The 20,496-nt window shown below is 30.4% G+C and carries 19 protein-coding genes; 8 read left to right on the top strand and 11 right to left on the bottom strand.

Going from position 1 to position 20,496, the window contains the following annotated elements:
• Positions 1-3: 3 nt before the first annotated feature.
• The 4 genes from purQ to grxD are packed head-to-tail and all read left to right on the top strand — an operon-like array spanning position 4 to position 3,444.
• Positions 4-687: a phosphoribosylformylglycinamidine synthase I gene (gene purQ / locus F754_RS0102800; RefSeq protein WP_023648401.1), complete on the top strand. Its 684-nt coding sequence runs from the start codon at positions 4-6 to the stop codon at positions 685-687.
• Positions 684-2,876 carry a phosphoribosylformylglycinamidine synthase subunit PurL gene (purL, locus tag F754_RS0102795; RefSeq protein WP_023648400.1) on the top strand — a complete coding sequence of 731 codons (2,193 nt, stop codon included), beginning with the start codon at positions 684-686 and terminating at the stop codon, positions 2,874-2,876. Before purQ ends, purL begins: the two co-directional genes overlap by 4 nt.
• A complete protein-coding gene (locus F754_RS0102790) occupies positions 2,876-3,106 on the top strand; it encodes a BolA/IbaG family iron-sulfur metabolism protein (protein WP_023648399.1) in 231 nt (76 codons plus the stop codon). The genes purL and F754_RS0102790 overlap by 1 nt, the downstream gene beginning before the upstream one ends.
• On the top strand, positions 3,106-3,444 hold the full coding sequence (grxD, locus tag F754_RS0102785; protein WP_023648398.1) for a Grx4 family monothiol glutaredoxin: 339 nt from the start codon (positions 3,106-3,108) through the stop codon (positions 3,442-3,444). Before F754_RS0102790 ends, grxD begins: the two co-directional genes overlap by 1 nt.
• An 8-nt stretch (positions 3,445-3,452) precedes the next feature.
• Here the strand turns inward: grxD and rpsD are convergent, their stop codons facing one another.
• Genes rpsD through F754_RS0102745 form a run of 8 tightly spaced genes read right to left on the bottom strand, consistent with a single transcriptional unit; the run spans position 3,453 to position 12,469 of the window.
• On the bottom strand, positions 3,453-4,070 hold the full coding sequence (gene rpsD, locus F754_RS0102780) for a 30S ribosomal protein S4 (protein WP_023648397.1): 618 nt from the start codon (positions 4,068-4,070) through the stop codon (positions 3,453-3,455).
• A gap of 40 nt (positions 4,071-4,110) precedes the next feature.
• A complete protein-coding gene (locus F754_RS0102775; protein ID WP_023648396.1) occupies positions 4,111-4,824 on the bottom strand; it encodes an RNA methyltransferase in 714 nt (237 codons plus the stop codon).
• A gap of 18 nt (positions 4,825-4,842) precedes the next feature.
• Positions 4,843-6,444 (bottom strand): citramalate synthase, encoded by a 1,602-nt coding sequence (locus tag F754_RS0102770; RefSeq protein WP_023648395.1) that lies wholly within the window; start codon positions 6,442-6,444, stop codon positions 4,843-4,845.
• Entirely contained in the window at positions 6,441-7,790 is a 1,350-nt protein-coding gene (locus tag F754_RS0102765) for a cysteine--tRNA ligase (protein WP_023648394.1), read from the bottom strand. The genes F754_RS0102770 and F754_RS0102765 overlap by 4 nt, the downstream gene beginning before the upstream one ends.
• Positions 7,791-7,835: 45 nt before the next feature.
• Positions 7,836-8,573, bottom strand: coding sequence for an NAD(+) synthase (gene nadE / locus F754_RS0102760; protein ID WP_023648393.1), 738 nt, complete (start codon positions 8,571-8,573; stop codon positions 7,836-7,838).
• A gap of 39 nt (positions 8,574-8,612) precedes the next feature.
• Complete coding sequence (locus F754_RS0102755) at positions 8,613-9,992, bottom strand: 3-deoxy-7-phosphoheptulonate synthase class II (protein ID WP_023648392.1); 1,380 nt, start codon at positions 9,990-9,992, stop codon at positions 8,613-8,615.
• A 35-nt stretch (positions 9,993-10,027) separates the two neighbouring features.
• Positions 10,028-11,848, bottom strand: a complete 1,821-nt coding sequence (gene glmS / locus F754_RS0102750; protein ID WP_023648391.1) for a glutamine--fructose-6-phosphate transaminase (isomerizing) — start codon at positions 11,846-11,848, stop codon at positions 10,028-10,030.
• Positions 11,849-11,851: 3 nt separating this feature from the next.
• Positions 11,852-12,469 carry a UDP-N-acetylglucosamine pyrophosphorylase gene (locus tag F754_RS0102745; protein ID WP_023648390.1) on the bottom strand — a complete coding sequence of 206 codons (618 nt, stop codon included), beginning with the start codon at positions 12,467-12,469 and terminating at the stop codon, positions 11,852-11,854.
• A gap of 69 nt (positions 12,470-12,538) precedes the next feature.
• Here F754_RS0102745 and F754_RS0102740 point away from each other — a divergent pair, with 69 nt between their 5' ends.
• The 4 genes from F754_RS0102740 to F754_RS0102725 are packed head-to-tail and all read left to right on the top strand — an operon-like array spanning position 12,539 to position 16,798.
• A complete protein-coding gene (locus F754_RS0102740; protein ID WP_023648389.1) occupies positions 12,539-13,222 on the top strand; it encodes an HAD-IA family hydrolase in 684 nt (227 codons plus the stop codon).
• Between the two features lie 53 nt (positions 13,223-13,275).
• The gene (locus F754_RS0102735; protein ID WP_023648388.1) at positions 13,276-14,778 is read left to right on the top strand and encodes an MmgE/PrpD family protein; all 1,503 of its coding nucleotides are present in this window, start codon (positions 13,276-13,278) and stop codon (positions 14,776-14,778) included.
• The gene (gene prpB, locus F754_RS0102730) at positions 14,778-15,674 is read left to right on the top strand and encodes a methylisocitrate lyase (protein WP_023648387.1); all 897 of its coding nucleotides are present in this window, start codon (positions 14,778-14,780) and stop codon (positions 15,672-15,674) included. The genes F754_RS0102735 and prpB overlap by 1 nt, the downstream gene beginning before the upstream one ends.
• Positions 15,674-16,798 carry a bifunctional 2-methylcitrate synthase/citrate synthase gene (locus tag F754_RS0102725; RefSeq protein ID WP_023648386.1) on the top strand — a complete coding sequence of 375 codons (1,125 nt, stop codon included), beginning with the start codon at positions 15,674-15,676 and terminating at the stop codon, positions 16,796-16,798. Before prpB ends, F754_RS0102725 begins: the two co-directional genes overlap by 1 nt.
• Here the strand turns inward: F754_RS0102725 and F754_RS0102720 are convergent.
• Genes F754_RS0102720 through F754_RS0102710 form a run of 3 tightly spaced genes read right to left on the bottom strand, consistent with a single transcriptional unit; the run spans position 16,789 to position 20,377 of the window.
• Entirely contained in the window at positions 16,789-17,427 is a 639-nt protein-coding gene (locus F754_RS0102720; RefSeq protein ID WP_023648385.1) for a class I SAM-dependent methyltransferase, read from the bottom strand. The genes F754_RS0102725 and F754_RS0102720 overlap by 10 nt on opposite strands.
• 5 nt (positions 17,428-17,432) lie before the next feature.
• Positions 17,433-18,449 (bottom strand): ribonucleotide-diphosphate reductase subunit beta, encoded by a 1,017-nt coding sequence (locus F754_RS0102715; RefSeq protein ID WP_023648384.1) that lies wholly within the window; start codon positions 18,447-18,449, stop codon positions 17,433-17,435.
• Entirely contained in the window at positions 18,440-20,377 is a 1,938-nt protein-coding gene (locus tag F754_RS0102710) for a ribonucleoside-diphosphate reductase subunit alpha (RefSeq protein ID WP_023648383.1), read from the bottom strand. Before F754_RS0102710 ends, F754_RS0102715 begins: the two co-directional genes overlap by 10 nt.
• Positions 20,378-20,496: the final 119 nt, after the last annotated feature.

Genomic DNA, 20,496 nt, shown 5'->3' with positions numbered 1-20,496 from the left:
TTAATGAAATCATCCGTCATTACATTTCCTGGTTCTAATTGTGATCGAGATATGAGTGTAGCTCTTAAAAAATTTGGTTTTAAAAATAAAATGGTTTGGCACGATGATCTTGAGTTACCAAAAAGTGATTTAGTAGTTTTACCTGGAGGCTTTTCTTATGGTGATTATTTAAGATGTGGAAGCATGGCATCTAAATCAAAAATAATGAAATCTGTCATTAACTTTGCAAATTCTGGTGGAATGGTGATGGGAATTTGTAATGGTTTTCAAATTTTAGTTGAAACAGGTTTAGTTCCAGGCGTTTTATTAAGAAACAAATACTTAGAATTTATTTGTAAAAATGTATTTGTTAAAATTAATAATAAACAAAATACATACTTTAAAAATATTGATAATGAAGTTTTAGAGTTACACATTGCTCATAACGAAGGAAACTATTTTTGTACTAAAGAGCAGTTAAAAGAAATTGAAGATAATGAGCAAATTGCAATTAATTACTGTGATAAAGAAGGTAAAACTGAAGAACAGTTTAATCCTAATGGATCAATTAAAAATATTGCAGGAATTTTTAATAAAGAAAAAAATATTTTAGGAATGATGCCTCACCCTGAAAGAATGATTGACACTTCTTTATCGGGTGAAGATGGATCTCTTTTTTTTAGTAATTTAATAAATAATTTAAAATGATCGTAAACGAACAAGTAGCTATAGATCACGGTCTTAAAAAAGATGAGTATGCTAAAATTTGTGACCTATTAAAGCGAACACCTAATATTACGGAGCTTGGTATTTTTTCAGCTATGTGGAATGAACATTGTTCATATAAGTCATCTAGACTTCACTTAAAAAAACTTCCAACAAAAGGAAAGCAAGTAATTCAAGGACCAGGTGAAAATGCTGGTGTTGTTGATATTGGAGATAATGATGCAATTATATTTAAAATAGAAAGTCACAACCACCCTTCTTTTATCGAGCCCTATCAAGGAGCTGCAACTGGTGTTGGTGGAATTATGAGGGATGTGTTTACAATGGGAGCACGACCTATAGCCAATTTAAACTCTATTCATTTTGGCTCTCCTCAACACAAAAAAACAAAAAATTTACTAAGAGGTGTAGTTCATGGAATAGGTGGTTACGGCAATTGTATGGGTGTTCCAACTATTGCAGGTCAAACAAACTTTGATAGTTCTTATAACGGTAATATTTTAGTTAATGCTATGACTTTAGGTTTAGTCAAAAAAGATAAGATTTTTTATTCCAAAGCTGCTGGCCTAAATAAACCAGTAATTTATGTAGGATCAAAAACAGGAAGAGATGGAATTCATGGTGCTAGTATGGCGTCAGCTAGTTTTGATGAAAAAATAGAAGAGAAAAAACCCACTGTTCAAGTTGGAGACCCATTCACTGAAAAATTACTACTTGAAGCTTGTTTAGAATTAATGGCTGGAGACTCAATTATAGCTATACAAGACATGGGGGCAGCAGGATTAACATCATCAAGTATTGAAATGGCTTCAAAAGGAAATCTTGGAATTGAAATTAATTTAAACAAAGTTCCATGTAGAGAAACAAAAATGACCCCTTATGAAATTATGCTTTCTGAAAGTCAAGAAAGAATGTTGATTGTACTTGAAAGTGGTAAAGAGGAACAAGCTAAAAAAATATTCGATAAATGGAATTTAGATTTTGCAGTAATTGGTAGAACTACTAATTCTAAAAAAATTGAACTTTTTTTTGATAACGAACAAGTGGCTAATATTCCAGTAAATACTTTAGTTGAAAATTCACCAATGTATGACCGTAAATGGAAAAAAGCAAAACTTCCCAAAAAAAACAAAATTAAAAAAGAAGATTTTAAAAATTTAAAAATTATAGATGTGTTGAAAAAAGTTTTATCCAATCCTAATGTTTGTAGCAAAGAATGGATTTGGCAGCAGTATGACCATACAGTTATGGGTGATACAATTCAAAAACCAGGTGGGGACTCTGGAGTTGTTAGAGTTCATGGAACCGATAAAGCAGTTGCTGCATCGGTAGACTCATCTGCTGTATATTGTTGGGCACACCCTTTAACTGGTGGAAAACAAGTTGTTTGTGAAAGTTTTAGAAATCTAATTTCTGTTGGTGCAAAACCTGTTGCTATTACAAATTGCTTAAACTTTGGTAGTCCTGAAAATGAAGAAAACATGGGAGAGTTTGTGGAGTGTGTTCAAGGAATTGGTGAAGCAGCAGAGTATTTAAAATTCCCAGTCGTGTCTGGAAATGTATCTTTTTACAATCAAACGAAGGATAAAGGAATTAAGCCTACCCCATCTATAGGTGGAGTCGGTTTAATCAAAGATTATAACAAAATGATTACAATGGATTTTAAAGAAGTTGATAATGTCGTTTTGGTTATTGGAAAAACTGAAGGTCATATTGATCAAAGCTTATTTGCAAGAAACATTTTAGATGAAAAAAATGGTCCTCCACCGGAGATAAATTTGTTTAATGAAAAAAATAATGGTGAAACTTTATTGAAATTAATTGAAGGGAGCCATATCAAAAGTGCTCATGATGTTTCAATTGGTGGAATAATAACTGCCGTAAGCAAAATGTGTATTAAGGGAAATAAAGGAATTAATCTTAAAAAACCAAAATATTTAATTAATGAAATTGAATACTATTTTGCTGAGGATCAAAGTAGATATATAATTGAAGTAAGTAAAAATAGTCTAAAAAAAGTGACTGATATTTTAAATAAAAATGCTGTACATTTTGATGAACTTGGAACAATTAATGAAGATCAACTGTTTATTAATGAGAAGACAAAAGTATCAATTGACGAATTAAGAACATCGAATACAAGTTGGTTAACTAATTATATGAGTAAATAATGGCAATGGATTTAAAAGAAATTGAGAGTTTAATTAAAGAGGCACTTTCTGATGCTACAGTTGAAATTCAAGATTTAGCAGGAGATGGTAATCATTATTCAGCAACAATTACTTCTAAAGAATTCTCAGGTAAAAGCAAAATTGAACAACATAAAATGGTATATAATTCTTTAAAAGGTAAAATGGGAAATGAATTACATGCCCTAGCAATTAAAACAAAGGAGCAATAATGGACGATAATATAAAAAATATAATTCAAAATCATATAAATACAAAAGAAGTATGTTTATTTATGAAAGGAACACCTGATGCTCCTCAGTGTGGTTTTTCTATGGCAGTAACAAATATGTTAAAACTTCTTGAAGTTAACTTTCAAAGTGTAAATGTTTTAGAAGATCAAAATATTAGAGAAGGAATTAAAGTTTTCAGTGACTGGCCTACAATTCCACAACTTTATGTTAAAAAAGAATTCATCGGTGGTTGTGATATAGTAAAAGAAATGTACGAAACTGGTGAATTAGCAAAATTATTTGAAACTAACGGAATAAATTTTAAGGCTAAAAATTAATTGAAATTTTATCTAGAGTAATATTCAATTACCAAATTTGGTTCCATCACAATTGGATATGGAACTTCTTCAAATTTAGGTGTTCTTACAAACTTAACTTTTTTATTTTTTTCATCCATTTGAATATATTCTGGAGCTTCTCTTTCTTTACTAGCAAGAGCGATATCAATAATTGCAAGTTGTTTAGATTTGTCTCTAATTTCAATTGTGTCTTCTTCTTTTACAATGTAACTTCCAATATTAACTTTTTTTCCATTCACTCTAACGTGACCGTGGTTAATTAATTGTCTTGAAGAAAATACTGTTGTAGCAAATTTTGCTCTATAAATAACCGCATCTAATCTTCTTTCAAGTAATCCGATCAAATTTTCGCCAGTATCACCTTTAAGCATCACAGCTTTTTTATAAATATTTCTAAATTGTCTTTCGTTAATATTTCCGTAGTAAGCTTTAAGTTTTTGTTTAGCTTGTAATTGAGTTCCGTAATCAGAAAGTTTACCTTTTCTACCCTGGCCATGTTGTCCAGGTCCATAGTCTCTTTTATTAAAAGGACTTTTAGGTCTTCCCCATAAATTGGCTTTTAATCTTCTGTCTACTTTATGTTTAGAGTTTAATCTTTTTGTCATTTGATAATGGGGTTTATAAGCGTACTGAACATTTTGTCAATCAACGTTTTTTACCTAAACTAGCAAATACACTGGCTAATATACGCGTTTCTTTAGATGATAACTCCATTCTATAGAAAATATTTCTTAAATTTTCTAACATAATAGGTTTCTTCTCCTTCGGTTTAAAAAAGTTTATTTCATCTAAATTTTGAATACAAAGGTTTGTCATTGAATGAATCTCTTTTTTGGAGGCAGATTTTACCTTTTGTGATTTTTTAAAATTAGAAGTTTTAGCTTTAACAATATTTGAAACATATTGAGCAATGATAATTAGGCTGTGCGATAAATTTAAAGATTTAAATTCAGGATTAGTTGGAATTTGTAACGTATAATTTGCATAACTAACCTCATTATTAGATAATCCTGATGCCTCAGAACCAAATAGAAATGCTACTTTTTTAGTAAAATCAATTTCTTTTAGGTCATCTAACTGAATATGTTTAATATTTTTATTTCTAAATCTTGCTGAAGTTGCAATCACATAATCTATATTTTTTAATGCAGGCTCTAAACTGTCAAAAACTTTACTTTTATTAATTATATTTTTAGCACCAACTGAAGTAGCTAAAATCTTATCATTAGGAAAAATGGGTTTTGGATCAATAACTGATAGTTTTTGAAAATTAAAATTCTTCATTCCTCTGGCACAAGCACCAATATTTTCTGATAGTTGAGGTTTATGTAGAATAAAAGTAATATTATTTACTGACATTATTTGTGAAAATCAAAATTATAGACTAGCTGGAGCCTTATCTTTAAATAATTTATAATCTAAACTATCTACCAATGCCTTAAATGATGCATCAATTATATTTGGTGAAACTCCGATAGTAAACCAATTAATACCTTTAGAGTCTGTACTTTCGATTGAAACTCTAGTCACCGCTTCAGTACCTGTATTCAAAATCCTTACTTTATAATCAACTAATTTTAAGTCTTTTAAATACTCTGAATATTTAGCAAGTTTATTTACATTTTTTCTAATCGCATTATCAAGTGCATTTACAGGACCATTCCCTTCACCTTCGCATAATATTTTTTGACCATCAACTTCTAATTGTGCCTTAGCATGTGAAATAATTTCACCAGTACTATCTTTTTTAACTGAAACATCATATTCATTGATTAAAATATACCTTGGAATATCACCCATCAATCTTCTAGCCAATAATTCAAATGAAGCGTCTGCTCCATCATAACTATAACCAATAAATTCTCTGTCTTTAACTTCGCTTAAAAGTTTTTTAATTTTTGGATCATTTTTCTCAATTTGGATACCAATTGATTTTAATCTAGACATTATATTTGACTGTCCAGCCTGATCTGAAACCACAATATTTCTTGAGTTCCCTACTTCTTCAGGGTCAATATGTTCGTATGTTTTTGGATCTTTTTGAACTGCGGAAACATGCATCCCGCCTTTATGCGAAAAAGCTGAAGCTCCTACATAAGGTAAATGTTTATTAGGTTTTCTATTAAGTAATTCATCCAACAAACGAGAACATTGTGTTAAATTTTTTAAATTTTCACGTTTAATATTTAAGTCAAATTTTTCACTAAAATCTTTCTTTAAAAACAATGATGGAATTAAAGACATTAAATTTGCATTTCCACATCTCTCTCCTAATCCATTAATAGTTCCTTGGATTTGTCTAACTCCTGCTTGAACTGCAGCCAAGCTATTTGCTACTGCATTTTCTGTATCATTATGAGCATGGATACCTAAATTCTTCCCTGGGATATACTTTGTAACTTCAGATACAATTTTAGTTACTTCATATGGAAGAGTTCCACCGTTTGTGTCACACAAAACAATCCATCTTGCGCCTTGATCGTATGCTGCTTTCAAACATTTTAGGGCATAATCAGGATTAGATTTATATCCATCAAAGAAATGCTCTGCATCAAACATGAACTCTTTGCCTGAGCCAACAATATGTTTTGCACTTTCACTAATATTTTCTAAATTGTCTTTATTAGTAATTCCTAGCGCTACATCAACTTGAAAATCCCAAGATTTACCAAATAAGCACACTGAAGAACTTTTTGAGTTAATTAGTGATGCCAACATAGGATCATTTTCAGCACTATGTTCTGACTTTTTGGTCATACCAAAAGCTGTAAGTTTTGCGTTGATAAAACCGTGATCTTTATTAAAAAATTCTGTATCCGTTGGGTTAGCGCCAGGCCATCCACCTTCAATATAATCTACACCTAGAGTGTCTAGTGAGTTTGATATTTTCACCTTGTCATCAATTGAAAAATCAACTCCTTGTGTTTGAGCTCCATCTCTTAATGTGGTGTCAAAAATATATAACTTTTCCTTACTCATTTTAATTTCCAGATTGTTTTACCATCTTTATCTTCTATTAAAACACCTTTGTCCAAAAGGTAGTCTCGAATGTCGTCAGCTTCTTTGTAATTTTTATCTGCTCTAGCTTTATTTCTTAGATTTATTTTATCTTCAATTTCTGTCTCTGAAATATCTACTTTTCCTTTTTTATAATTTAACCATTCATCTTTTGTTTCTTGTAGCAAACCAATAAAATTACAAGCCGTATTAAATACCTGTTTATCTTCATCATTTCCCTTATTAGCTTTATCATAAAGCTTGTGCAAATTTGCTATGTAACCTGGTGTATTAATATCATCATAAAGTGGCTGAATAATATCATCATCTATATTTTTATTTGAAGGCTGATAAACATTGTACCATTTATCAATTGTATTTTGACAATCTTCTAATAATTTATCATTCCAATCCAATGGCTGTTTATAATGAGCACTAATCAGAGCAAATCTTAAAACTTGTCCACTAACTTTCTTTCTAAAATCTTTTATCTTTAAAATGTTGCCCTGAGATTTTGCCATCTTTTCATTTGACATAGTAATAAAAGCATTATGCAACCAATAATTTGCAAAAAATTTGGTGTCATTTGCGCATCTTGATTGAGCGATTTCATTTTCATGATGTGGAAAAATTAAATCTATTCCTCCACCATGTATATCAAATTCATTTCCTAGAAATTTCTTAGACATAGCAGAACATTCTAAATGCCAACCAGGTCTACCTTTACCCCATGGGGAGTCCCATGATGGTTCATTTTCTAAAGAAGGTTTCCACAATACAAAATCTTCTGAGTTCTTTTTATTATCACTCACTTCAATTCTTGATCCAGCAATTAATTCTTCTAACTTTTTGTTAGATAATTGACCATAGTCACCAAATTTTTTTACTTCAAAATAAACATGTTTATTATTTTCATAAGCAAAATCTTTTTTAATTAATTCAGAAATCATCTCAATCATCAAATCAACATGCTCTGTAGCTTTAGGTTGTTGCGTTGGATTTTCACAATTTAGATAATTACAATCTTCACTGAAGCTTTTAATTACTGTTTGAGTTAAATCTGTAATTGATATTTTTTTTTCATTTGATGATTTAATTATTTTATCATCAACATCTGTAATATTTCTTACATAAGTGACTATTGAATATTTACTTTTAAGTATTTTAAAAAGAATATCAAAGATAACTATTGGTCTAGCGTTACCAATATGAGGGTCATCATAAACCGTAGGACCACAAACATACATTCCAATATTTTTTTCATTTATTGGAACAAATTTTTCTTTTTTATTGCTTAGATTATTTGTTAAAAAAATATCTTTATTCATCATTTTAGAAATATACTTAATTTACAGATTTGTGAATCTATTTGATTAATTTGGAATTTTGCACACTGGAATGGGCTTCATTTTATGCAAATTTTGTTTTCTTATAGTTTCGTATTTTGCTCTATTAGGTGAGTTAGGATTATTCATTGCTTCTTCTAATTGATGATATTGTAAACCAAGTTGACCTTCGTCTGTTCGACCATCATCCCACAAACCATCTGTTGGAGCTGCCTCAACTATTTCTTTTAAAATTCCAAGTTCTTTTCCAATCTCCCAAACTTCTGTTTTATTACAATCAGCAATTGGTGAAATATCAACACCACCATCACCATATTTTGTATAAAACCCAACACCAAAGTCTTCAACTTTGTTACCTGTACCAACTACAATACCTTTGTTTGCAGCTGCTACCTGATAAAGAGTAGTCATTCGTAATCTAGCTCTAGAGTTTGCCATACCATGTTCGTTATCAAATTTAGATAAGCTAGTTGAAAAAGCTCCAAATAATTCATCTAAATTAATTGTATGTGCTTCAACATTTTTAAATTTGTTAACCAGCCACTCTTGATGCTTTAAACTTAAATCATGTTGTTGTGATTTTTGTTTAATTGGCATCGATAATACAATTGTTTTTAATCCTGTCATTGCACTTAATGTGCTTGAAACAGAAGAGTCTATCCCACCAGAAATTCCAATAACTAATGATTGTGCTTTACTTGGCATATTTGTAGCATAATCTTTTATCCAATTAGATATGAAATTTACTTTTTCTGAGGCCTTCATAATTTTAAAATATTATTAGTTGGTATCTTTTACAATGTTTTAAGATGCCGCTCTATCTGCATTTTTAGAATATGAGCTATTCTTTTTTATCTCATCAGAAATTAAAAAAGCTAATTCTAAGGCTTGATTTGCGTTAAGTCTTGGATCGCAGTGAGTATGATATCTTGATGATAAATCTTTTTCTGATATTTTTTGAGCTCCACCGATACATTCAGTTACATTCTGACCAGTAAGCTCTATATGAAGACCACCTGCGTAGCTACCTTCACTTTGATGGCATGCAAATACATTTTTAACTTCTTTAAGTACACTATTAAATGGTCTTGTCTTAAATCCTGTTACTGCTTGAATTGTATTTCCGTGGCATGGATCACATGACCAAACCACATTTAAACCCTCTTTTTTAATGGCACGAATTAATTTTGGTAAATGTTTTGAAACATTATCAGCACCAAATCTTGAAATTAGAGTAATCTTACCTTTTTCATTTTTTGGATTAATCTTATTACAAAGATTAATTAAATCTTCTGGTTTTAAGGTTGGGCCACACTTGATTCCAATTGGATTTTCTATTCCTCTACAAAATTCAACGTGACCACCATCTAATTGTCTAGTTCTATCTCCAATCCAAACAAAGTGTGCTGATGTATCATGATTTTCTCCAGTCGTAGAATCTGTTCTGGTCATTGTTTCTTCAAAAGGTAGCAATAATGCTTCATGAGAAGTCCAAAAATTTACTGTTTTTAATCTTCTATTAAAATCTGAATTAATACCACAAGCTTGCATGAATGCTAAAGCATCAGAAATTCTATCTTCTAATTCTTTAAATCTTTTTAACTCGGGACTATTTTTTATAAATCCAAGGTTCCAAGTATGAACATTTTGAAGATCTGCAAAACCACCATGGCAAAAAGCTCTAATAAGATTTAATGTTGCTGCAGATTGAGAGTAAGCTTTAAATAATCTTTTAGGATCTGGAATTCTAGCTTTTTCAGTAAATTCCATACCATTTATATTGTCTCCTAAGTAACTAGGTAATTGTACTCCATCTTTAGTTTCTACAGGTGAACTTCTAGGTTTTGAAAATTGACCAGCAATTCTTCCAACTTTAACAACTGGCAAAGATGCTGAATAAGTTAATACTAATGACATTTGCAGCATTAATTTAAAAGTATCTCTAATATTATCTGGATTAAATTCTGCAAAACTTTCTGCACAATCTCCACCTTGAAGTAAAAAAGCTTTTCCATCCACTACATCAGCGAGTTGATCTTTTAAATGTCTTGTCTCGCCAGCAAACACTAAAGGTGGAAAAGTACTCATTTTATCCAAAACCATACCCAGTTCTTTTTTATCTGGATATTCAGGAATGTGTTTAACGGGATATTTTCTCCAACTATTTTTTTTCCAATTTTTCATATTCAACTTGGGATTGTTTTAACAGAGTTTGGACTTTATTCAACTGTTACTGATTTTGCCAGGTTTCTTGGCTTATCTATATCATAACCTTTTTTAAGAGCTGAATAATATGCAAGTTTTTGCAATGGAATGGTTAAAAGAAATGGAAGCAAATCATCATTTGTTGTTTCTACCTCAATTTTTTCCCAAATATTTTCAGACACAATTTCATCTTTGCTTTTATTTGTTATCAATAAAACTTTAGCTCCTCTAGCTACTACTTCCTGCATATTTGAAATAGTTTTTTTATAATAGTTATCTCTTGGAGCTAAAACTACGACCGGCATACCCTCTTCAATCAATGCTAACGGTCCATGTTTCATTTCTCCTGCAGGATAACCTTCTGCATGAACATATGATAATTCTTTTAGTTTTAATGCACCTTCTAATGCAATTGGGTATGACAAGCCTCTTCCTAAAAACATTGATCCTTTAGCTTCATTAAATGTTGATGCGATAGCTTGGACATCATTATCTATTAATAATGTTTCTTTAATTAATTTTGGTAAATCTTTAAGATCTTTAATTTTTTTTTGATATTTTTTATTATCAATTTCTTTCCTTAATGAAGATAATTTTAATGATAAAATATACAAAACAAGTATTTGACCTAAAAAAGCTTTGGTTGAAGCAACTCCTATTTCAGGACCACAATGAATTGGCAATACAAAATTTGAATCTCTAGCAATTGAGCTTTCAATTACATTGACAACAGCACAAGTCTTCATATTATTTTTATTACATAAATCTAAAGCTGCATAGGTATCAGCAGTTTCACCTGATTGAGAAACAAAGACATATAAAGTGTCAATTTTAAATCTGTTTTTTCGGTATCTAAACTCTGAAGCAATATCAATATTAACATCTAGAGTTGTTAACTGTTCAAACCAATATTTGGCCATCAAACAAGAGTGATAAGCTGTTCCACATCCAATAAGCATAATTGATTTAATTTCATCTAATTTCCATGGAAAATTATAAATATTGATATCATTATTCATGCTATCTAAGTATTCTTTAATACCTGTTTTCAAAGTTTGTGGTTGTTCCTCAATTTCTTTAGCCATAAAATGTTTAAAATCACCTTTGTCATAATTTTGCTGGTCAGAGGAAAGTTCTAAAACTTTTTTATTAATTTTTATGCCTTGTTCATTAAAAAAATTAACTTCATCTTTTTTAACGAAACAAAATTCACCATCATCTAAATATGTTATTTTGTTTGTCATTGATTTTAGAGCATAAGAATCAGATCCTAAATAATTTTCATTTGGACCATATCCAACTGCTAATGGTGAGCCACGTCTTGCACCTATTATTAAATCAGGCATATCTTTGAAAATAATTCCTAAAGCAAAACTTCCATGAAGTTGTTTTAAAGTTTTTGTAATGGCCTTTTGTAATTCAGATGTTTTAAGATTTTCTGTAATAAGATGAACAATTACCTCTGTGTCAGTTTGAGATTTAAATTTATGTCCTTTATTTAATAAATATTTTTTTAATAATGTTGAATTTTCAATTATTCCATTGTGAACAACTGATACATTTTCTGACGAATGAGGATGAGCATTTACACTATTGGGTACACCGTGAGTTGCCCATCTAACATGACCGATGCCAATATTTCCTGAAAGATGTTTTAAATCAAAATTATTTTCTAAATTTTCTACTCTACCTTTGGATTTAACTTCATTAATTAAACCGTTAGACAAGGTTGCAATACCTGCGGAGTCGTAACCTCTATACTCTAATTTTTTGAGAGAATTAATAATGCTGTTTGATACAGATTTATTACTAGATATTCCAATTATTCCACACATAAATTATTTTCTTTTATAATTTTTTACTTCAGTTTGTTTTGATCTTGTCAGCGCTAAAGATTTCTTTTTTACATTTTTAGTTATAACTGAACCTGCACCAATAATACTCTCTTTTTCTATAGTGAGAGGAGCAACTAAAGATGAATTCGATCCTATAAAAACCTTGTCTTTAATTTTTGTTTTACTCTTTTTTAGACCGTCAAAATTACAAGTAATTGTTCCGGCACCTATATTGACAGATTTACCAAGGTCACTATCTCCAATATAAGATAGGTGGTTTACTTTTGATTTTTTTCCAACAGTACTTTTTTTAATTTCAACAAAGTTTCCAATTTTAGATCCTTCTTTCAAAATTGTGTCAGGTCTAATCCTAGCATAAGGACCAAGTTCAACTTTATTTTCAATTTTACAAGACTCTAGATGTGAAAATGATTTTATCACAACATTATTTCCTATTTTTACATTTTTTCCTATTACAACATAAGGATCAATAGTTACGTTTTTGCCAATTTTAGTATCGTTCGAAAAAAAGATTGTTTCGGGACCAGACATTTTTACACCACTATTAAAAAACTTACTTCGAAGTTTATTTTGAATTTTTTGTGAATTTAATTCTTTCATTTCAAAAAGCTTTATATTAAGTATATGATTTAATTAATTCACATAATATTTCTTTAAAAAACTTTTAATATGAAGCAAAAATTCACAATTTTATTTGATTTAGATGGTACCCTTGTAGATACAGCGCCAGATTTAATGTTAGCTCATAACCATGTTATGAAAAAATTCGGTTACCCCACTAAATCAACTGAAGATATCCGAAATCTAGTTGGTAAAGGTGCTGGTGCACTAATAGGAAGATCTATATGGGGACAAGCAAAAAAAGAATTTAGTAGAGTTTTAGACGAAAAGATTAAAGACGAAATGGTTAAAGAGTTTGTAAATTTTTATGGTAAAAATATTGTTAACGAAAGTACCTTGGTTACAGGAGTTAAAGATTTTTTAATTTGGTGTAAAGAACAAAATATATCAATGGCCGTATGCACAAATAAACAAGAATATTTGGCTAATGATCTTTTGAAAAAAATTGGAATTTATGATTTTTTTGAATATGTTGCAGGATCAAATACGTTTGATTATTGTAAGCCAGATCCAAGACATCTCACAAATGTAGTGGAAATATTAGATGGTGATATTAAAAAAACTATAATGATTGGTGATAGCGAAACTGACGCAAATGCAGCTAAGACAGCAGAGATACCAGTTATTTTATTAGAAAATGGGTATACAGAAAAAAATACAACCGAAATATATCATAATCACCTAATAAAAGACTTTATTGGTATTGAAAAAATAATAAGTGAATATCTTTAATATTGATTAATTTTTTTTAACTATTAAAACAAAATCACTATTAAGGAGTTATTTTGTTATTACACACAGTTAAAGTTTATCCGTCTAAAATCAATCTTACTAAAAAAAAACAACTAGCTTGGAAGATAGCAGAAATTGCAAGTGATAATGTAAGATTAAATAAAAAAGCAATTGAAATGGTAATCAATAGAATTATTGATAATGCCTCAGTTGCAATTGCATCATTGAACAGAAAACCTGTGATTTCTTCGAGAGAAATGGCATTAAAACATTCTAGAAAAAATGGAGCAACTTTATTTGGTATAAATTCAAAACTAAAATTTGATTGTGAATGGGCTGCTTGGTCAAATGGAACTGCTGTTAGGGAACTTGATTTCCATGATACTTTTTTAGCAGCTGACTACAGTCACCCTGGGGATAATATCCCACCACTTTTAGCAGTTGCTCAACAAAATAATCTTAGTGGGTTAGATTTGTTACGTGGAATTATTACAGCATACGAAGTTCAAGTAAACTTAGTAAAAGGGATTTGTTTGCATAAACATAAAGTAGATCACATAGCTCATTTAGGACCAAGTGTTGCTGCAGGTCTAGGTTCAATGCTAAAACTTAATACTGAAACAATCTATCAGGCAGTTCAACAAGCACTTCATACTACTGTTTCAACTAGACAATCGAGAAAAGGTGAAATTTCAAGCTGGAAAGCTTATGCACCAGCACATGCAGGTAAACTTGCAATTGAAGCTGTAGATAGAGTTATGCGAGGTGAAGGAGCACCTAGCCCAATATACGAAGGTGAAGATAGTGTTATTGCTAGAATATTAGATGGAAAAAAGGCTAATTATAAAGTGCCTCTTCCTAAAAAAGGAGAGATTAAAAAAGCAATTCTTGAGACTTACACGAAAGAATATTCTGCTGAGTATCAATCTCAAGCTTTAATTGATTTAGCTAAAAAACTTAAGGCTAAAATACCTAATCTAAACCAAATTAAAAAAATTGATATATTTACAAGTCACCACACTCATTATGTAATTGGAACAGGTGCAAACGATCCACAAAAGATGGACCCTAATGCAAGCAGGGAAACTCTTGATCATTCTATTATGTATATTTTTGCTGTTGCATTAGAAGATGGTGATTGGCACCATGTAAAATCTTACACAAAAAAAAGGGCAAATAGAAAAAGTACAATTAAAATTTGGAAGTCAATTACAACTTATGAAGATAAGAAATGGACTAAAAAATATCATGATCCAAACCCAATGAAAAAATCTTTTGGAGCTAAAGTAGTTGTTACATTAAATAATGGTAAAAAAATTAATGAACAACTTGATAGAGCAGATGCTCACCCTTATGGAGCAAGACCATTTAAAAGACAAAATTATATTAATAAGTTCTTAACCTTAACTGATGGTATTCTTAATAAAAAAGAAAGTGATCGATTTTTAAAAATAGTTCAAAATTTAAAAAAATTAAAATCAGGTCAATTAGATAAATTGAATCTAGAAATTCAAAAAAGTAACTTAAAAAGAAACTTAAAAAAAGGAATATTTTAGTGCATTTTGTTGACAAAGAACCAAGTCAAAAAAGAATAGATTTTGTTGAAAAATTAAAATCAAATAAAATATTAAGAGTACCAGGAGCCTACAATCCATTAACTGCAAAACTAATTGAAGAGATTGGTTATGATGCTGTTTATATTTCAGGTGGAGTGATGGCTAACGATCTTGGCTTCCCTGACATTGGTTTAACTACATTGCAAGATGTAAGCACTAGATCTTATTTGATTTCAAGGGTTACTAATTTACCAACAATTGTTGACATAGATACAGGTTTTAAATCTTGTAAAGAAACTATTGAAACTTTTGAAGAATTTGGAATTACTGCTGTTCATTTAGAAGATCAAATCGAAAGAAAGAGATGTGGCCATCTTGACAATAAAGAATTAATTTCAACAGAGGCAATGGTCAACAAAATCAAAGAATGTGTTGCTGCAAAAAAAGATAGTAATTTTAAAATAATTGCAAGATCAGATGCCAAAGGTGTTGAGGGTATTGATAAAATGATTGATAGATGTAAAGCATATGTTGATGCTGGTGCTGAAATTATTTTTCCTGAAGCACTTCAGGATGAAAAAGATTTTGAAAAAGTAAGAAAGGAACTTTCTTGTTATTTATTAGCCAATATGACTGAATTTGGTAAATCAAAACTTTTCAATTACAAAGAGTTAGAGAATTTTGGATATAATATAGTGATTTATCCAGTCACTACTCAAAGGTTAGCTATGAAAAATGTGGAAGATGGATTAAGAGACATTTATGCGAATGGACATCAGAATAATATTATTGATAAAATGCAAACAAGAAAAAGACTTTATGAGTTAGTTGAGTATGAAAAATACAACTCACTTGATGAAAAAATTTACAACTTTAGCACGGAAGGACATGAATAATGAGTGATGAAATTAAAAAAGGTTTACTGGGAATAGTGGTTGATGAAACAGAAGTTTCAAAAGTAATGCCTGAAATAAATTCTCTAACTTATAGAGGTTATGCCGCTCAAGATTTATGTGAATATTGTAGGTTTGAAGAAGTAGCTTATCTAATCTTAAACAAGGATCTTCCAAACTCAATTGAATTAAAAAAATTTGAAAAAGAAGAAAAGAATAACAGAGAATTATCAAAAAATTTATATGAGATAATTAAACATATGCCAAAAAAATCACATCCAATGGATGTTGCTCGTACAGCCGTTAGTGTGATGGGTCTAGAAGACAAAGAGACGTCTGACTCTTCACCTGAAGCAAACATGAGAAAAGCTCTAAGAATTTTTGCAAAAACTCCTACTGCTTTAGCTGCTTTTTATAGAATTAGAGGTGGTAAAAAAATTATCAAACCTAAAAAAGAATTAACTTTTGCTGAAAACTTTTTTTATATGTGTTTTGGTAAAGTTCCTCAAAAAGAAATTGTAAAAGCTTTTGATGTATCTTTAATTTTATATGCAGAACATAGTTTTAATGTTTCAACTTTTACTGCAAGAACAATCACTAGTAGCTTATCAGATATTCATGGAGCTATCACTGGAGCTATTGCAAGTTTAAAAGGTCCTTTACATGGTGGTGCAAATGAAGAAGTTATGCACATGATGAGAAAAATTAAAAAACCTGAAAATGCATTAAAATGGATTAATAATGCTCTTAAGAATAAAGATGTTGTGATGGGATTTGGCCACAGAGTTTATAAATCTGGAGATTCTAGGGTTCCTACTATGAGAGAATATTTTGGAAAAGTTGCTAAAATAAAAAAAGATAAAACTTTTGAAAAAATCTATGACATCGTTGAAAAAGTGATGATTAAAAAAAAGAATATTCATCCAAACGTAGATTATCCTACTGGTCCTACCTATCATTTAATGGGTTTTGATACAGACTTTTTTACACCTATATTTGTAATCTCAAGAATTACTGGTTGGTCAGCCCATATAATGGAACAACATGCTGCAAACAAACTTATTCGACCACTTGCTAAGTATAAAGGTAGTAAGCATCGTAAAGTAATGGAATTGAATTATAGATAATTATTATTTTCAATTTTTGCAAATCTACCATTACAAATAATCGAACATTTATATTTTTTCTTTAATGTAAATTCCTCTATCGCTTTTTTTACTCCAGGTGCATATGAGAGATCATAATCATCACAAAGAATAGTTCCATTATTCTTGATAACATCATTCGAGTGAATTAAATCATTCATTACAGTTGAATAATCATGGCCACCATCTAAAAATACATAATCAACTTTAGACATATCAATTTTTTTTAATAATAAGTTTGAGTTTCCTTTTATTAATGAAACGTTATTTTTAAACTTAGAAAGAAGTTCTTCAACGGCCTTTTTGCTATATGGATCTTGTCTTTTTATGTATTTAAAATAAATTGATTTAAATGGATTTGAAAATTTAGTTTGGGGAATAATTTCGTTAGCATTTACGGAGCTTTTTTCAAAAAGATCCAAACCAATGTATCTAAAATCATCTTTATGTATTTGATAAAGAAGCTCACAAATATTTCTTGCGGTTACACCGTGAAAAACACCAACCTCAAGAAATATTTTAGGTTTTTTTTTACTAATTTCATCTAAAAAAAAATTCCCGACATCTTTTTGTTTAAGACTCGTTTTTCTAAAATACTTCTTATATCTCAAGGGAATTAACTAAATGCTTCGACCCAAGTACCTTGTGTTGATGCTTTAGAGTATTCTGTTGCACGACCTTCAAAAAAGTTCATGTGCTCAACAGCATTCAACATTGTATCTAACCAAGTAAGCGGATTTTTTTGTACATCATAAATTGGTTCAAGACCTAGCTGCGAAAGTCTTCTATTAGCTATAAATCTAATATAATCTTTAACTTCTTGAGCTGTTAAACCTTCCATAGGACCCATTTCAAAAGCAAGATCTATAAAAGCATCCTCATGTTCAATGATAGTTCTGCAAGCTTCATAAAGTTCTTTTTTAAGTTTTGGAGTCCATATCTCAGGATTCTCATTAATGAACTCTTTAAAAACTCTAATCATAGAATTACAATGAAGAGTTTCATCCCTAACAGACCAAGTAACAATCTGCCCCATTCCCTTCATCTTATTATGTCTTGGGAAATTTAAAAGAATTGCAAAACTAGCAAACAATTGAAGTCCCTCTGTAAAAGCACTAAATACAGCAACTGTTTTTGCAATATCTTCTTTAGAATTTACATTGAAACCTTGCATGTAATCATATTTATCTTTCATCTCTTTGTATTTCATGAAAGCTGAATATTCAGACTCTGGCATTCCAATTGTATCTAACAAATGTGAGTAAGCTGCTACATGGACAGTTTCCATCGAAGCAAAAGCTGTCATCATCATCAATACTTCTGTTGGTTTAAATACAGTTGTATAATGTCTTAAATAACAATTGCTAACTTCAACATCGGCTTGGGTGAAAAACCTAAATATTTGAGTTAATAAGTTTTTTTCAGATTGAGTTAAATTTTTTTGCCAATCTCTAACATCATCACCTAGTGGCACCTCTTCTGGCAACCAATGAATTCTTTGTTGAGTTAACCAAGCATCATAACACCATGGATATCTAAATGGTTTGTAAACTGGATTTTCAACTAACAGACCCATTTTTTTTGGTTGGATTATTTCATTATTTGGTGTTTTAATTTTTTCTGCTACTGACATGATAGACACTCCTCGTATTCTGGTTCTTCAGATTTGGTTGGTTTGTTTTTATAAACGTTGGCTAAAACATCTGTTGATTTTGCATCATTGATATTTTCAGCTCTTTGAATTGATTTTGATCTACAGTAATAAAGGCTCTTTAAGCCTTTTTTCCAAGCATCAAAATGAATTTTGTGTAACTCTTTTTTATGAACATCAGCTGGTAAAAATAAATTTACTGACTGAGCTTGTGATATATATGGAGTTCTGTCTCCACTTAACTCAATGATCCATTTTTGATTTAACTCAAATGCTGTTTTAAAAACATCTTTTTCTAAATCAGTTAAAAAATTTAAATGAGATACTGAACCTTGATTTGTTGTAATTGTGGACCAAGTTTCATCGTCATTTTTACCATGACTTTCTAATATTTCTTCCAAATATCTGTTTCTTACATTAAATGAGCCAGATAAAGTTTTGTGCGTATAACTGTTAGCTGCAATCGGCTCTACTCCTGGTGAAGCACCACCACATATAATTGATATAGAAGCTGTTGGTGCAATTGCTGTTTTATTAGAAAATCTCTCTTGATAACCATATTCTGCAGCATCTGGACAAGCTCCTCTTTCTTCAGCTAAATCTTTTGAGGCTTTATTAACTTGTTCATCGATTTGTTTAAATATTTTTTTATTCCAAGATTTAGCCATTACTGACTCAAGTGGAATTCTATTTTTTTGTAAGAAAGAATGGAAACCCATCACACCCAATCCAACGCTTCTTTCTCTTTCTGCAGAATATTTTGCATCTTTGAATTGATCAGGAGCTTTTTTTATAAAATCAGTTAAAACATTATCTAAAAATCTCATTACATCACTGATCATGTCTGGATCATCTTTCCATTCTTCGTACTTTTCTAAGTTTAATGAAGACAAGCAACAAACAGCAGTTCTATCTCTTCCATCTTTATCAATGCCAGTAGGCAAAGTTATCTCGCTACATAGATTTGATGTCTTAACAGTTAAGTTGGCAAGTTTGTGATGTTGTGGGATCAATCTATTAACAGTATCGATATAAATAATATAAGGCTCACCCGTTTCAATTCTTGCAGTTAATAATCTTATCCATAGGTTTCTAGCAGACAATGTTTGTTGAACGGTACCATCTGCAGGACTTTTTAGTCCCCACTGCTCATCATTTTCTACAGCTCTCATAAATGCATCAGAAAGTAAAACACCATGGTGTAAATTTAAAGCTTTTCTGTTTGGGTCTCCACCTGTAGGTCTTCTCATTTCAATAAATTCTTCAATCTCAGGATGATCAACTGGTAAATAACAAGCAGCAGATCCTCTTCTTAATGAACCTTGGCTGATTGCCATGGTTAGTGAGTCCATAACTTTAATAAAAGGAATTATTCCAGATGTTTTTCCAACTTTACCAATTTTTTCACCGATAGATCTAAGGTTACCCCAGTAACTTCCAATACCTCCACCTTTTGCTGCTAACCAAACGTTTTCGCTCCAAAGATCAAGAATGCCTCCTAAACTATCCGAAGCTTCATTCAAAAAACAAGAAATAGGCAGCCCTCTTTTAGTTCCACCATTAGATAAAACAGGTGTCGCTGGCATAAACCAAAGGTTACTTATGTAATTATAAATTCTTTGTGCATGTAAATTATCATCAGCATACGAACTTGCTACACGTGCAAATAAATCTTGAAAAGACTCGTTGTGGCCAAGGTATCTATCTTTTAATGTTGCTTTACCAAAATCAGTTAAGTTTGCATCTTTGGATCTATCAATCTTAATTATAATTCCTTTATCATTTTGAAAAAGTTCAGTTTCTGTGCTTAAAGAAAATAGATCAGGTCTATTTCCTTTTGATACTTCTTTGACCTCAGGGCTATATTCAGAGACAGCTTTCTTTAAGGCCTGAGATAGAATTTTATTCATAATTAGTACTATATTTTGTTATTGTGGCGAAAACAACTAGATGTTGTATGCGCTTGTTGTTAATATACTATATAAACAACTTTTCAATAGAACATTTATAGAACGTGACAAAATATTTT

This window comes from Candidatus Pelagibacter ubique HTCC8051 (assembly GCF_000472605.1).
GTDB classification, from domain to species: Bacteria; Pseudomonadota; Alphaproteobacteria; order Pelagibacterales; family Pelagibacteraceae; genus Pelagibacter; species Pelagibacter communis_B.
This window is presented reverse-complemented; position numbering and strand designations above follow the sequence as displayed.